Origin of the sequence: Blautia segnis (assembly GCF_014287535.1) — a bacterium.
Lineage (GTDB): Bacteria > Bacillota > Clostridia > Lachnospirales > Lachnospiraceae > Blautia_A > Blautia_A acetigignens.
The window spans coordinates 28,039-42,095 of the sequence record NZ_JACOOT010000035.1; the positions used below are offsets into that span (position 1 = coordinate 28,039).

The following is a 14,057-nucleotide window of genomic DNA, read 5'->3' on the forward strand; positions in this document are numbered from 1 at the left end:
TTCACACAATATTCCATAACTGTCCAGCATCTGGACAGCTGCTGCAATTTTATTTATTTCTCAACAAGAAGAGACTTGCCTGTCATCTCTGTCGGCTGCTCCATGCCCATAAGCTGGATCAGGGTCGGGATGATGTCTGCAAGGCATCCGTTCTCACGAAGTGTGTATTTCGGATCTGCGTTTACAAGAATGAATGGAACCGGGTTGGTGGTATGAGCAGTGTATGGCTCGCCTGTCTCATAGTCAACCAGCTGCTCTGCATTACCGTGGTCAGCACAGATGAACATCTGTCCGTCAACCTCTTTGAGAGCCTCAACAGACTTGCCTACGCACTCATCAACAGCCTCAACAGCCTTGATTGCTGCTGCCTCAACACCAGTATGTCCAACCATATCCGGGTTCGCGAAGTTGATGATGATCACGTCGTATTTCTCAGATTTAATTGCTGCTACAAGCTTCTCACAAACCTCTGGAGCGCTCATCTCAGGCTGAAGGTCATAGGTCGGAACCTTCGGGGACTTCACAAGGATTCTGTCCTCTCCCTTGTTCGGCTCCTCAACGCCGCCGTTGAAGAAGAAGGTTACGTGCGCATATTTCTCAGTCTCAGCGATACGTGCCTGAGTCATGTTGTGAGCTGCAAGGTACTCGCCGAATGTGTTGTGAAGCTGAACCTTGTGGAATGCTACCAGCTTATTGCCGATGGTATCGTCATAATCTGTGAAGCATACATATGTGAGGTCCAGTCTCTTCTCTCTTGCAAAGCCTGTGAAAGCATCGTCGCAGAAAGCTCTGGTGATCTCACGTGCACGGTCAGGACGGAAGTTGAAGAATACAACAGAGTCCTTATCAGAAACAACAGCTACCGGCTTGCCGTCCTTCTCGATTACAGTCGGAAGAACGAACTCGTCTGTCTTGCCGTCATCATAGGAAGCCTGTACAGCCTCAGCTGCATCTGTTCCCTTAACGCCCTCGCCCTTGGTAAGTGCGTTGTAAGCAAGCTCAACACGATCCCAGCGGTTGTCACGGTCCATTGCATAGTAACGTCCGGAAACAACACCAATCTCACCTACGCCAAGCTCATCCATCTTTGCCTGAAGCTGCTGGATATATCCTTTTCCGGATGCCGGAGGTGTGTCACGGCCGTCAAGGAAGCAGTGTACGTAAACTTTCTTAAGTCCTTCATTCTTCGCCATCTGAAGAAGTCCGAAAAGATGGGTGATGTGGCTGTGAACACCTCCATCAGAAAGAAGTCCCATAAAATGAATTGCAGAATCATTTTCTTTGGCATTCTTCATTGCTGTAAGAAGTGCCTCATTCTTAAAGAAATCACCGTCCTGGATCTCTTTGGTGATTCTGGTAAGCTCCTGGTATACGATACGGCCTGCGCCCATGTTCATATGTCCTACCTCAGAGTTACCCATCTGGCCCTCTGGAAGACCTACAGCCAGTCCGCTTGCGTTACCTTTTACAAAAGGATACTCAGCCATCAGCTTGTCCATGACAGGGGTATTTGCTTCATAAACAGCGTTAGCGTCATGTCTGTCATTCAGGCCGTATCCATCAAGAATCATTAAAACCGTTGGTTTCTTGCTCATAATGTTCTCCTTTATGCGATTAAAAATTTCCCGGCTGCTGATCCCCTGGGAAACAGCAGCTTTTCTTTTGTTTGTTACTCCTTATATATAGTATCAAAAATCTGGAATTTTTCAATCACAATTTTTCAAAATTTTATTTTCCGTAAACGCGGATTGTCTTGGAAATACGCTTTACAGAGGATTTATTGGAAAGTTCCTGGACTGCGGTCTTGAAATCGCCTTCCCGCACCTTGGCTGTGATCACAACAACCTCTGCAAGATGGTCGTCCTGGCTCTGGCTGTCGCGCTGGATGATCTGGGCAATGCTTACGTGATATTTGGCAAAAACCTCTGTCATCTCAGCAAGCACACCGCAGCGGTCCTCCACATGGAGGCGAAGGAAATAACGGTTGTAAGTATCTTCCATTCTTTTTACAGGAAGCTGTTTATAGCAGGTACATCCAATGCGTCCGCAGCAATTTGCCACTATATTTCTTACAATGTCGAAAATATCGCCCACTACAGCACTGGCTGTGGGAAGCTCACCAGCACCTCTGCCGAAGAACATAGCGTCCTCTACCGCGTCACCGTGAACAAAAACTGCATTATAGGAATCATTTACCGTTGCAAGCGGATGGTCGTTTGGAATCAGCATCGGGCAAACGTAAGCCTCTACCCCGGTGTCTGTGTTGCGTGCAACGCCAAGAAGCTTGATAGCACAGCCCATTTCTTTGGCATAGCGGATATCCTTGGCGGAAATCTTGGTGATTCCTTCAATATAAACGTCATCAAATACCACTCTGGAATTAAAAGCTACGCTGGCAAGAATGGCCACCTTACGACCTGCATCCAATCCGTCAATATCTGCTGTCGGATCTGCCTCTGCATATCCAAGCTTGGTGGCAAGTGCCAGGGCATCCTTAAATTCCATGTTGTCCTGGGACATTTTGGTGAGAATGAAGTTGGTGGTTCCGTTTACAATTCCCATAACCTCACTCATATGATTGCCTGCAAGACACTGCTTCAGAGGACGGATAATGGGGATTCCGCCTGCCACAGCTGCCTCAAAAAGCAGATCCACATGGGAAGCTTTAGCTGCGTCCAGAAGCTCTTTTCCATGGACTGCGATCAGATCCTTGTTGGCCGTTACCACATGCTTGCCTGCATGAAGAGCGTCCAGGATATAAGTACGTGCGGGCTCAATTCCGCCGATCAACTCAATCACAATATCAATAGAAGGATCCTGCTTGATCTCTTCCCAGCTGTTTGTAAGCATTGCAGGATCGTCTACCTTCGCAGCTGCCTTTTCCAGATTTCGAACCAGGATCTTACGGATCTTGACCTTGCAGCCGATCTTGGTTGTCATCTCCTCTTCCTGGCCTTTCAGAACCTTGTAAACTCCGGTTCCAACTGTTCCAAGCCCCAAAAGGGCCGCGTTTATCACTTTTTCTTCCATGGGGAACTCCCTTCTTTATATAGGATTCTGTAATCATTAAACGTCAGCGTGAAAAAGACAGTTGTCTTTCGTACATTAACATTTCACTGTGTGATTCCTATACTATGGCAGAATGTGGAATTTGTCAAGATGGGGATTCGGAGAAAAAACAGAAGTAACGATGTGTTTTCCGGTTATTGCTTCTCTTCCAGCTCCTCCAGCTGCCTCTTCAGCTTCCTGATATAGTGAAATCCGGCACATAGGGTTACGGAAATGGCTATGGACAAAATGGCTGCCAGGATCACATACGCAGTTGTTCCAGCTCCGGCTACCATACAGTAAAACAGGCATCCTGCCAGAAGTCCTGCAAACACCACTTCAATTCCCGTCTCCAATACTTTCTTCAATGCTTCTCCCTCCCTTTTAGGGTCTTTATAACGACCCTATGATATTTTTAATTTTACCCCGATAATAGACATATATCAAGTACAAATTGTTCATAAATAGGAGTAGATCCTGGCTGCAGATTCGGGCTTGTTCGCTGCCTGACTGCTGCTTTGAACAATCGCAGTTATGGGGTTTGATCATGATAAAATATGACAGGTTGTGGAAAACCATGGAAGAACGTCATATTTCCCAGTATGACCTTTATACGTATTACGAGGTGAGTAAAAGTCTGCTGCATAAGTTCCGCAAGAATGAGAACATTGAGATTTTTACCCTTGACCGTATCTGCACCATTCTGGAATGCAACATTGAGGATATTGTGGAGCATGTGCCGGATGAGCAGTACACGCAATATGTAAAAATGCGGAGGAAAGCGGCGGCTGCCGATCACAGCCGGGCTTCTAGGCAAAAAGAGTACGGGGAGACGCCTTCCGAAAAATAAAATATTCGAGAACATAACGCCGATCATCCAAAAATGTGTATGATTTTTATATACACAGATATTTGTTATTGTATTCTTTTGTAGAACAGTTTGTACTTTTCTTTTTACGTTGTTATATAAAAACACCGCCAGAAATTTCCCGGTTCTATCCGGTCATTTCTCTGACGGTGTTTTGTATTTCGTATGCTTATTCTACTTCTTCCGGTTCCATGCTGAGCTTGTGCTCAACTTCCGGTCCAATGTCGTATTTCTGTCTGTATTCCTTGAAATAGCTGTAGTATTCAAGGCTGTCAGTGGGATAAATCTTGGAGTTATGGATGTGAATATCTGTCGTTTCATCATCACTCTTCATAAGCGCGGTCATGGCACTTGCACAATGGGACGCAATACGGCCGAAGCTGTTCAGGATATCACTGAATACAGTTCCCTCTTCCAGACCGCATTTGCCCTGGCTGAGACGCTCTGCATGGCGCATTTTCAGCTCATCGCAAAGTCTGGTGATTACCACGCCAAGGGGCGCAACGCGCTGTGCGGCTTCCTTGTCATCATTCATGAAAGCAGTGCAGGTGATATTGATTTCCTCACGGACTGCGTCCATAACTACATTCAGCTCATCCCATGCAGTCTGAGAGAAGGTAGTGTGGTTATCATGCATTTCATTAGACATATGCGCGATATAGGAAGCATGGTCTCCGATTCGCTCAAAGTCATTGATGGTATGCAGATAAAGGGAGGTCTGACGAGTCTGGGCTGTGTTCATCTCACGCTTGGTAAGCTGAATCAGGTATTCCCCAAGACGGCTCTCATATTTGTCGATCAGGTCTTCTTTCCGCTGTACCTTATCGTATTTATCCTGCTGGTAATCGTTCAGAAGGTTCATGGCTCTGTTCACATTCTTCCGAAGCTTCTTCGCCATGCCGTTCATTGCACGATGGCACTGGCCAATAGCAAGTGCAGGATAGTTAAGCAGACGCTCTTCCAGAAGATCGAAGTCTGCCTCGTCTTCCAGCTCCTCTGCACTGTCCTTTACCAGGTAGCATACAAGCTGCTCGATCTTCGGTATGAATGGGAACAGTACAACGACAGTTGCCACACGGAATACCGTATTCAGAAGGGCAATGGATACAGGCGACATGATCATATCCATAAATCCAAAGTGAACGATGGCATTCGCTGTGTAGAAAATAATGGACCACAGGATCAGGCCAAACAGGTCGTTCAGCAGATATACAAGGGCAGTTCTTTTACCATTCTTGTTGGCTCCAACTGCGGAGATCAGTACTGGACAGGCAGCTCCAACGCCGATACCAAGAACGATCGGAAATGCACTTGCAAAGGTAAGGATTCCGGTTACGGAAAGTGCCTGGAGCACACCGACGGTAGCGGATGCACTCTGGAGCACTGCGGTAAACGCAATACCTACCAGGATACCTGCAATGGGGTTGGAAAACATTGTCAGCATATCGATAAATACAGGACTCTCACGCAGCGGCGCAACAGCTCCACTCATCATCTGCATTCCATTCATCAAAATGGCAAAGCCCAGCATAATATTTCCGATATTTCTGTGTACGGATCTCTTACAGAATGTACGAAGAATAATACCGATCACAGCTACGACTGCTGAGATAGTAGCTGTGGAAAGGATGCTTGCAATTCCACCGGAGCCCTGGATGTAGGACAGACACAAAATCCATCCTGTGATACTGGTTCCGATATTTGCGCCCATGATAATACCAATTGCCTGTTTCAGCTTCATCATACCGGAGTTTACAAAACCGATAACCATAACCGTTGTGGCAGATGAAGACTGGATCACACTTGTAACACCGGTTCCAAGTGCAACACCCTTCAGCGGGGTATTTGTCATCTTGTAAAGGAAAGCTTCCAGCTTATTGCCGGCAACGGATTTCAGTCCGTCTCCCATCAATGACATTCCAAATAAGAAAAACGATACTCCGCATAGCAAAGATAAAACCATTGAAAAAATTGCCATGTTTTACTCCTCTGTTGTCGCTTCCCTCTCTGCTCCTTCGCATGAGTGCGACCTTTCTTCTCAAGTATTTTGTTTTCTATTAACGTGGATTTTTCTCAATTTTTACGTATCCTTAACTATTATGCCATAATCATAAGCTGATTACAATATTGGATTGATCTTAAAGCGTAATTTTTTATGCCTGGAAAAAATGTATTTTGGGTAAAATTAGCTAAAAGTTCCTTACTGCATCAAAACAAAAACGCCATAAAACGCTCCCGGCAAAACCGGAATAGCGAATTATGGCGTCTTCAACGCTTGGACACTTGTAAGATATAGATATCTTACTATTATTTAAAGAGATACGAATCTAGGTTATTTGTTGTAGTTTACGATGTCGCCGAACTCAGCTTTGAGGGAAGCACCGCCAACAAGACCGCCGTCGATATCTGCCTGAGCAAATAATTCCGGAGCAGTTTTAGCGTTTACAGATCCGCCGTACTGGATGCGGATTGCAGCTGCTGTAGCCTCATCGTAGATTTCAGCGATGCAAGCACGGATTCCTGCGCAAACTTCCTGAGCCTGCTCAGTTGTAGCTGTTTTACCGGTTCCGATAGCCCAGATTGGCTCGTAAGCGATAACGGCTGTTTTAGCCTGATCAGCTGTAACATTCTGGAAACCAACTTTAACCTGCTGACGGATGAAGTCCATAGTTACACCCTGCTCTCTCTGAGCAAGAGTCTCACCACAGCACATGATCGGAGTGATGCCGTGCTCGAATGCTTTAAGCATTTTCTTGTTTACGGTCTCACTTGTCTCAGCGAAGTACTCTCTTCTCTCGGAATGTCCGAGAACTACATATTTAACACCAGCATCTGTGAGCATGTTCGGGGAAATCTCGCCTGTGAAAGCACCTTTCTCCTCGAAGTACATGTTCTCAGCACCAACCTGGATGTTGGATCCTTTTGCAGCCTCAACAACTGGAAGGATATCGATAGCCGGTACGCAGAATACTACGTCAACGTCTTCGTTTGCTACTAATGGTTTTAAGGTTTCTACTAATTTAACTGCCTCACTTGGAGTCATGTTCATTTTCCAGTTTCCGGCAATAATTTTCTTTCTAGACATTATTATATAATCTCCTTTATTTTTCGGAATCACCATGTCCACTAAATTCAAGCTTCACCTTCGGTTCGCTTTCATTAAGTGGTCAGGTGGGCTTTCATACTAAATTCGGTCTGCGCCTGTGGCTTGCCCTCATTAAGTATTCAATGCCTATTTATCATTAGCTGCTGCTACACCCGGAAGCTCTTTTCCTTCCAGGAACTCAAGGGATGCACCGCCACCTGTGGAGATGTGGGTCATCTTGTCGCCATAGCCAAGGATGTTAACTGCTGCTGCAGAATCACCGCCGCCGATGATGGTTGTAGCGTCTGTATCAGCAAGTGCCTTAGCAACAGCCTCTGTACCATGAGCAAAGTTCGGCATCTCGAAGCAGCCCATCGGTCCGTTCCAAACAACAGTCTTCGCATCTTTTACAGCGTCAGAGAAAATCTTCTCTGTCTCTGGTCCGATGTCCATTCCTTCCCATCCGTCCGGAATCTCACCACGTTTTACAACCTGGATGTTGCAGTCGTTGGAGAAGTCATCACCGATTCTGTTATCTACAGGAAGAAGAAGCTTAACGCCTTTATCTTCTGCTTTCTTCATCATGTCTAATGCATACTGAAGATAATCATCCTCGCAGAGGGATTTTCCGATATGTCCGCCAAGTGCTTTGGAGAATGTATAGGACATTCCGCCGCCGATGATCAGAGTGTCAACCTTGTCAAGAAGGTTGTTGATAACAGAGATCTTGCTGGAAACCTTAGCTCCGCCAAGGATAGCAACGAATGGTCTCTCAGGGTTGTTTACAGCATTTCCGAGGAAATCGATTTCTTTCTGCATCAGATATCCAACAACAGCTGTATCTACATATTTGGTAACGCCAACGTTAGAGCAGTGTGCTCTGTGAGCGGTACCGAATGCGTCGTTTACAAATACGTCGCAAAGAGAAGCAAGTTCCTTGCTGAACTCATCACCGTTCTTAGTCTCTTCTGCACGGTAACGTGTATTCTCAAGAAGAATAACATCTCCGTCTTTCATCTCTGCTACTGCAGCTTTTGCGTTTGGTCCTACAACTTCCGGATCAGCAGCAAATTTAACTTCCTGTCCGAGAAGCTCACTGAGACGTTTTGCAACAGGTGCAAGAGATAACTCAGGCTTCGGCTCTCCCTTCGGTTTTCCAAGGTGTGAGCAAAGGATAATCTTTCCACCATCTGCGATCAGCTTCTTGATTGTAGGAAGAGCTGCTACCAGACGGTTCTCATCTGTAATTTTGCCGTCCTGCAGAGGTACATTAAAGTCGCATCTTACGAGGACTTTTTTGCCTTTTACGTTGATGTCATCAACAGATTTTTTATTCAGCATCTTGTTATGCCTCCTTATTATAAATTAACTTTATACAGACAAAAGGGTCCGGTCCTATTCAGACCGGACCCTTCTCTGAGTCTTATTCATATACTGCAGAACCGCGTAGGCAGCCTGTCAGCATCCGAACCCTACTCGTCTTCTGATTAAGCGTTCAGAAGTTTGCCAAAGTGTTTGATTGTACGAACCATCTGGCTTGTGTAGGAGTTCTCATTGTCATACCAGGAAACAACCTGAACCTCTGTTGTGCCATTCTCAAGTGGAAGAACCATTGTCTGAGTAGCATCGAACAGGGAACCAAATCTCATACCAACGATATCGCTGGAAACAATCTCGTCCTCGTTGTATCCGAAGGACTCGTTGGAAGCTGCTTTCATAGCTGCGTTGATCTGCTCTTTTGTAACATTTCCTTCAACAACTGCTGTAAGGATTGTTGTAGAACCTGTTGGGGTTGGAACACGCTGTGCGGAACCGATAAGTTTTCCGTTCAGTTCTGGGATAACAAGACCGATTGCTTTAGCAGCACCTGTGCTGTTCGGAACGATGTTAACTGCAGCTGCACGGGATCTTCTCAGATCGCCTTTTCTCTGCGGTCCGTCAAGTGTCATCTGATCGCCTGTGTAAGCGTGGATTGTGCACATGATACCGGATTTGATTGCAGCAAGGTCATTAAGAGCTTTAGCCATTGGAGCTAAGCAGTTTGTTGTACAGGAAGCTGCGGAAATGATGTGATCCTCTTTTGTAAGAGTCTCATGGTTTACATTGTAAACGATTGTCTTAAGGTCGTTTCCAGCCGGAGCGGAAATGATAACGTGTTTAGCACCTGCATCGATATGAGCCTGAGCTTTGTCTTTGGATGTATAGAATCCAGTACACTCAAGAACTACGTCTACACCGATCTCTCCCCATGGAAGCTCAGCAGCGTTAGCTTTTGCATAAATTTTGATTTCTTTTCCGTCAACTGTGATGGAATCCTCGCCAGCTACAACTGTATCTGCAAGAGCGTATCTTCCCTGAGTTGAGTCATATTTTAATAAATGAGCGAGCATTTTAGGAGATGTTAAGTCGTTGATAGCAACGATCTCAAATCCTTCTGCACCAAACATCTGACGGAATGCAAGACGTCCAATACGTCCAAAACCATTAATTGCAACTTTTACTGCCATGATAAATTCCTCCTATGAATTAAATGGTAAAAATTATGTGAATGCTTCAATCTTTGTGAAAGAAACATCAACCTATAGCGTATTGTACCTAATTCTGAACAAAAATTCAAGTCCATTTTCAAAAAAATAACAGGCAAATTGCCACAAATATCCCCTAATATGGTATACTCCTTTTAAATGGTCCGGCAGTGTCCCTTTTATGACACTGGGGCCTCTTTTATCCGCACTTTTTTTCCTTTTTTCATACAGAAAGGGAGCCTATTTTTTACAAATTCAAGGAGGACATCATGAACATACAGCAAAAATCTCCGTCGATTTTGTGGGACTGCCACATGCACTCATCATTTTCCGCTGATTCTGACACTCCCACTGAGGATATGATACGCAGATCCATCGCACTTGGTCTTGAAGGGATCTGTTTCACCGAGCATCTGGACCCGGACTATCCCCCCACTCCCGATGACCTGGAATTCTCCCTTGATCTTCCGGCTTACTATAAGCGGCTTATGGAGCTAAAGGAAGCTTATAAGGATCAGATCAGCATCCGTTTTGGAATTGAGATCGGCCTGCAGCTTCATCTTGGCGAATATTTTCACAATCTTTTGAGGAAATATCCTTTTGATTTCGTGATCGGTTCCTCCCATCTGGTTCACGGCGCAGATCCCTATTACCCGGAATTTTTCCAGGGCAGGGAGGAAGAACAGGCTTACAGGGAATATTTCGAATCCATTCCGGAAAATCTTTCTGCTTTTGATGAGGTGGATACTTACGGGCATCTGGATTACATTGTCCGTTACGGTCCGAACCAGAACCGTTTCTATTCTTATGAGAAATACCAGGATATTTTGGAAGCGATCCTGAAAAAGCTGATTGAGAAAAATGTGGGACTTGAGGTGAATACCGGAGGCTACCACTATGGCCTTGGAGAACCGAATCCCTGCACTGCCATTATCCGCCGATATAAAGAGCTGGGTGGTGAAATCATCACCATCGGTGCTGACGCCCATGCACCGGAGAAAATTGGGTATGACTTTGACAGGGCTGCGCAGGTGCTGAAAGAATGCGGGTTTGAATATTATACGGTTTTTAAAGAGAGGAAACCGGAATTTATCAGGCTGTGAATGCTTTCTGCAAAATGTTTGATGTTTGCCACAGAATGCGTATGAAAAAAGAAGCCGCACCCCGCGACTTCTTTTTTTACATATTCGTAATCCAGGCTATTGCCCAGAACTTATTCTTAGCTGTCATCCGGGACTTTTATAGTAATTATTTCTGCACTTTTTCCAGAAACAGTGCAATAAACCCTTTCTTTTCCCGCTCATGTGCCTTGTCATACAGAGAGCGGCACCATTCGGTGATAACTTCGATCACGACCGGGGAGAAAGTCATCAGTATGAATACCAGGATGATCATTCCGAATTCCAGGGAGCCAAGTGCCAGCAGGTTCTGCACGCATACGGCTGCAAAGAAGAAAATAAACTGCATGCCGTAGATAATAATCTTGCGGTATCGGCTAAGGGGCGCATACACGGTCTTAAGGGCTGCCATGTAGTTCCAGCCGGTTACCAGGAAACATGCGGTGCTAAGCATGACGTTGCTGTGGTACACATTCTGGCAGACCAGCATGATGGTGAATACACAGCCTGTGATGGTCACTGCTGCAGGGAATGCATTCATAAATACGTAGCGCAGGAAGCCGCTTTCAATCTTGTTGAAGTTGTTTTCCTGAGCCAGAAGGAAGGTGGGAATTCCCACTGCACAGGCACTGATCAGGGACATCTGGATAGGCTCAAAGGGATAGCTCTCGCCCCAGAAAATAGTGATCAGGCAAAGCAGTGCGGAAAAAATAGTCTTGATCAGGAACATGGATGCCGCAGTACGGATGTTGTTGACAACGCGGCGGCCCTGGTTCACGATCTCCGGCATAGCCGCAAAGTTGGAATCCATCAGCACCACGTTGGCAATGTTCTTGGCAGCGTCGCTTCCCTCTGCCATAACCACACTGCAGTCCGCTTCCTTCAGTGCCAGAACATCGTTGACGCCATCGCCTGTCATGGCAACGGTATGCTTCTGTTTCTGAAGGGCGAGCACCATTTCCTTCTTCTGCTGCGGAGTCACACGACCGAATACAGAACACTCTGCAACGGCACGCTCCATATCCTCCGGTGTGGTAATGGTTGTGGCATCAATATAGCGGTCTGCATTTTCCAGACCGGCTTTTTTCGCAATGGCGGAAACGGTCACAGGATCATCACCGGAAATTACTTTCAAGTCCACGCCCTGGTCTTTGAAAAATGCAAGCGTCTCAGGAGCATTGTCTCGGATAATATCGGTGATCATAAACAGCGCTACCGGCTTCAGGCCAGCAGGCAGCTCATTCTCCTGATTCAGGTTCGGGCTGTGGGCCAGTACCAGAACACGCAGGCCTTCTTTTCCATATGCAGCGCACTGGCGGATCAGGTCTTCGTTTCCTTCCGGGAAAAGGAACTGGGCAGCGCCCATCAGGTAAGTTCCCTTTTCTTTGAAAGCTACACCGCTGTATTTACGGTCAGATGAGAACGGGATGCAGTGGTCTACGGTCATGTCCGTTCTTCTGGAGAAACGCTTGTGGAGGGCATCTGCGGTGGCATTCTTGTCCTTCAGCACAGACATCATGTTCGCCATGACGCGCTCGATCTCGTTCATGGTCATCTCTGGCTGGGGAGTCTCCACTGCCTGCAAAGCGGTTCCAGACTGAGGAGCCTCTTCCGATGTAATTCCTGCTTCCGCAGCTGCCAGTTCTGGCTGACATCCAGCATCAGGCTTCCCCTCTGCATCCGATATATTTGCCTCATTAAACGCCCCGGCTGCATCCGCATTTCTCTGTGCCGCAGCTTTCCTCTCCATCCCTTCCACATAAGGCTGCACTTGCTCCACACACATGGTTCCTGCGGTGATCGTACCCGTCTTATCCAGGCAAAGGGTATCCACTCTTGCCAGAGTTTCAATACAATATAATTCCTGCACCAGGGTGTTCTTCCGGGTCAGGGCAAGAGCTCCCAGGGTCAAAGCCACACTGGTAAGCAGCACCAGTCCCTCCGGGATCATTCCCAAAACCGCTGCCACCATATTTACAACAGCGTCCCGGATTCCATTCCCGGCAACATAATACTGCTTGTAAAACAGCAGAAGTCCCATAGGAACAATGATCACACTGATGGTCTTCAGAATAGCATTCAAGGAATTACGCAGTTCCGAATTGTGACGCTTGAATTCCTTGGCTTCGCTGGTGATCTGGGAGGCGTAATTGTCCTTGCCAACATGGATTACCTGGCAGCATGCCTCTCCGGATGTGACAAAGCTTCCGGAAAAAAGCTCGTCTCCTTCAATCTTCTGAAGATTGTCGGATTCTCCTGTCAGAAGGGATTCGTTGACCTCAATGCTTCCTTCCAGCACCTTGGCATCCGCCGGCACCTGGTCACCTGTCTTCAGAAACAGGATGTCATCCAATACCAGCTTTTCTGTGGAGATGGTCCACTTCTTCCCTTCACGCAGTACCACAGCCTTGCTCTCTGTGAGAATCGCAAGCTTGTCCAGGGTCTTCTTGGCACGGACCTCCTGGATGATTCCGATCACGGTATTGATCACAATAATGCCCATGAACATGGAATTCTTATAGGATCCTACCAGCAGAACCATTACCATAAGTGCAAGATTCAGAAAGTTGAAAAATGTAAGTACATTCTCCCTTACGATCTGCTTGTAGCTTCTGGTATTGGGATTCTCGTTGGCATTGACTTTTCCTTCTTCGATTCTTTGTTGTACCTGTTCGTTTGTAAGTCCTGTCATCGTTACTTCCTTCATTCTTGTATTTTCTTCAAGGATTTCCAGGAAATTCCATATGGAATTTCCTGTATGCCGGATGCCTTCCCGGTATACAAAATTAGGGCAGATGATAACATCCGCCCTGATGAATTCTCTTTACGGGTCTGCCTCATCTTTACCACTCATTTATCTGTAACGAAATAAATCTGCTTATGGATTCGGTTTCCTGTAAAAATATTCTTTTTATCGATGACGACAAGCAACAGCTGCTATTCGCGCTGTTTCCAACCGCAATTAATACTCTTCTGCCTCGTCCTCTTCACCTTCGTGAATGTCAGACTTCGGTTTCTTCAGACCCTCGATCTCAATGTGGTGCTTCTGTGCATAGTCCCACAGTGCAGCATGTACAGCCTCTTCTGCAAGAAGGGAGCAGTGTACCTTTACTGGCGGAAGTCCGTCAAGAGCTTCCATAACTGCCTTGTTGGTAAGCTTCATAGCTTCCTCGATGGTTTTGCCTTTGACCATCTCAGTAGCCATGCTGCTGGTTGCTACTGCAGCACCGCAGCCGAAGGTTTTGAATTTGCAGTCTCTGATAATATGTGTCTCATCATCGATATCAAGGAAAATTCTCATAATATCGCCGCATTTGGCATTTCCTACTGTACCGACACCGCTTGCATTCTCTATTTCTCCAACATTACGTGGATGCTGGAAATGATCCATTACTTTCTCACTATACATCTTT

General features: G+C 46.2%; 11 protein-coding genes. 2 read left to right on the forward strand and 9 right to left on the reverse strand.

Annotated features, from left to right (window positions below; genetic code table 11):
* Positions 1 to 53: 53 nt before the first annotated feature.
* The 3 genes from gpmI to H8S54_RS14830 form a co-directional block, all read right to left on the reverse strand.
* Positions 54 to 1,595 (reverse strand): 2,3-bisphosphoglycerate-independent phosphoglycerate mutase, encoded by a 1,542-nt coding sequence (gpmI, locus tag H8S54_RS14820; RefSeq protein ID WP_021926878.1) that lies wholly within the window; start codon positions 1,593 to 1,595, stop codon positions 54 to 56.
* A 133-nt stretch (positions 1,596 to 1,728) separates the two neighbouring features.
* On the reverse strand, positions 1,729 to 3,030 hold the full coding sequence (locus tag H8S54_RS14825) for a homoserine dehydrogenase (protein ID WP_117851637.1): 1,302 nt from the start codon (positions 3,028 to 3,030) through the stop codon (positions 1,729 to 1,731).
* Between the two features lie 173 nt (positions 3,031 to 3,203).
* Complete coding sequence (locus H8S54_RS14830; protein ID WP_021926880.1) at positions 3,204 to 3,416, reverse strand: hypothetical protein; 213 nt, start codon at positions 3,414 to 3,416, stop codon at positions 3,204 to 3,206.
* Between the two features lie 179 nt (positions 3,417 to 3,595).
* On the opposite strand from H8S54_RS14830, the gene H8S54_RS14835 reads away from it, so the two are divergent.
* Complete coding sequence (locus tag H8S54_RS14835) at positions 3,596 to 3,898, forward strand: helix-turn-helix domain-containing protein (protein ID WP_186901743.1); 303 nt, start codon at positions 3,596 to 3,598, stop codon at positions 3,896 to 3,898.
* 187 nt (positions 3,899 to 4,085) lie between these two features.
* Here H8S54_RS14835 and H8S54_RS14840 read toward each other — a convergent pair whose 3' ends face one another.
* The 4 genes from H8S54_RS14840 to gap all read right to left on the reverse strand — a co-directional run bounded on the left by H8S54_RS14840 (position 4,086) and on the right by gap (position 9,508).
* Positions 4,086 to 5,894: a Na/Pi cotransporter family protein gene (locus H8S54_RS14840; RefSeq protein ID WP_117851628.1), complete on the reverse strand. Its 1,809-nt coding sequence runs from the start codon at positions 5,892 to 5,894 to the stop codon at positions 4,086 to 4,088.
* A 354-nt stretch (positions 5,895 to 6,248) separates the two neighbouring features.
* A complete protein-coding gene (tpiA, locus tag H8S54_RS14845; RefSeq protein WP_117851624.1) occupies positions 6,249 to 7,001 on the reverse strand; it encodes a triose-phosphate isomerase in 753 nt (250 codons plus the stop codon).
* A gap of 147 nt (positions 7,002 to 7,148) precedes the next feature.
* Positions 7,149 to 8,342, reverse strand: coding sequence for a phosphoglycerate kinase (locus H8S54_RS14850; RefSeq protein ID WP_117851621.1), 1,194 nt, complete (start codon positions 8,340 to 8,342; stop codon positions 7,149 to 7,151).
* A 146-nt stretch (positions 8,343 to 8,488) separates the two neighbouring features.
* A complete protein-coding gene (gap, locus tag H8S54_RS14855; protein ID WP_117851616.1) occupies positions 8,489 to 9,508 on the reverse strand; it encodes a type I glyceraldehyde-3-phosphate dehydrogenase in 1,020 nt (339 codons plus the stop codon).
* Positions 9,509 to 9,795: 287 nt separating this feature from the next.
* On the opposite strand from gap, the gene H8S54_RS14860 reads away from it, so the two are divergent.
* Positions 9,796 to 10,629 carry a histidinol-phosphatase HisJ family protein gene (locus tag H8S54_RS14860; protein WP_173766834.1) on the forward strand — a complete coding sequence of 278 codons (834 nt, stop codon included), beginning with the start codon at positions 9,796 to 9,798 and terminating at the stop codon, positions 10,627 to 10,629.
* Positions 10,630 to 10,774: 145 nt separating this feature from the next.
* On the opposite strand, the gene H8S54_RS14865 is transcribed toward H8S54_RS14860, so the two are convergent.
* Together H8S54_RS14865 and nifU are read right to left on the reverse strand one after the other, a co-directional pair.
* Complete coding sequence (locus tag H8S54_RS14865; RefSeq protein ID WP_243000207.1) at positions 10,775 to 13,351, reverse strand: cation-translocating P-type ATPase; 2,577 nt, start codon at positions 13,349 to 13,351, stop codon at positions 10,775 to 10,777.
* Between the two features lie 255 nt (positions 13,352 to 13,606).
* Entirely contained in the window at positions 13,607 to 14,053 is a 447-nt protein-coding gene (nifU, locus tag H8S54_RS14870) for a Fe-S cluster assembly scaffold protein NifU (RefSeq protein ID WP_117851605.1), read from the reverse strand.
* Between the last annotated feature and the right edge of the window lie 4 nt (positions 14,054 to 14,057).

Coding starts and splice junctions, on each gene's coding strand:
- H8S54_RS14860 (WP_173766834.1), top strand. CDS start 9,796: ATGAACATACAGCAAAAATCTCCGTCGATTTTGTGGGACTGCCACATG.
- nifU (WP_117851605.1), bottom strand. CDS start 14,053: ATGTATAGTGAGAAAGTAATGGATCATTTCCAGCATCCACGTAATGTT.
- gpmI (WP_021926878.1), bottom strand. CDS start 1,595: ATGAGCAAGAAACCAACGGTTTTAATGATTCTTGATGGATACGGCCTG.
- H8S54_RS14835 (WP_186901743.1), top strand. CDS start 3,596: ATGATAAAATATGACAGGTTGTGGAAAACCATGGAAGAACGTCATATT.
- H8S54_RS14850 (WP_117851621.1), bottom strand. CDS start 8,342: ATGCTGAATAAAAAATCTGTTGATGACATCAACGTAAAAGGCAAAAAA.
- gap (WP_117851616.1), bottom strand. CDS start 9,508: ATGGCAGTAAAAGTTGCAATTAATGGTTTTGGACGTATTGGACGTCTT.
- tpiA (WP_117851624.1), bottom strand. CDS start 7,001: ATGTCTAGAAAGAAAATTATTGCCGGAAACTGGAAAATGAACATGACT.
- H8S54_RS14865 (WP_243000207.1), bottom strand. CDS start 13,351: ATGAAGGAAGTAACGATGACAGGACTTACAAACGAACAGGTACAACAA.
- H8S54_RS14825 (WP_117851637.1), bottom strand. CDS start 3,030: ATGGAAGAAAAAGTGATAAACGCGGCCCTTTTGGGGCTTGGAACAGTT.
- H8S54_RS14840 (WP_117851628.1), bottom strand. CDS start 5,894: ATGGCAATTTTTTCAATGGTTTTATCTTTGCTATGCGGAGTATCGTTT.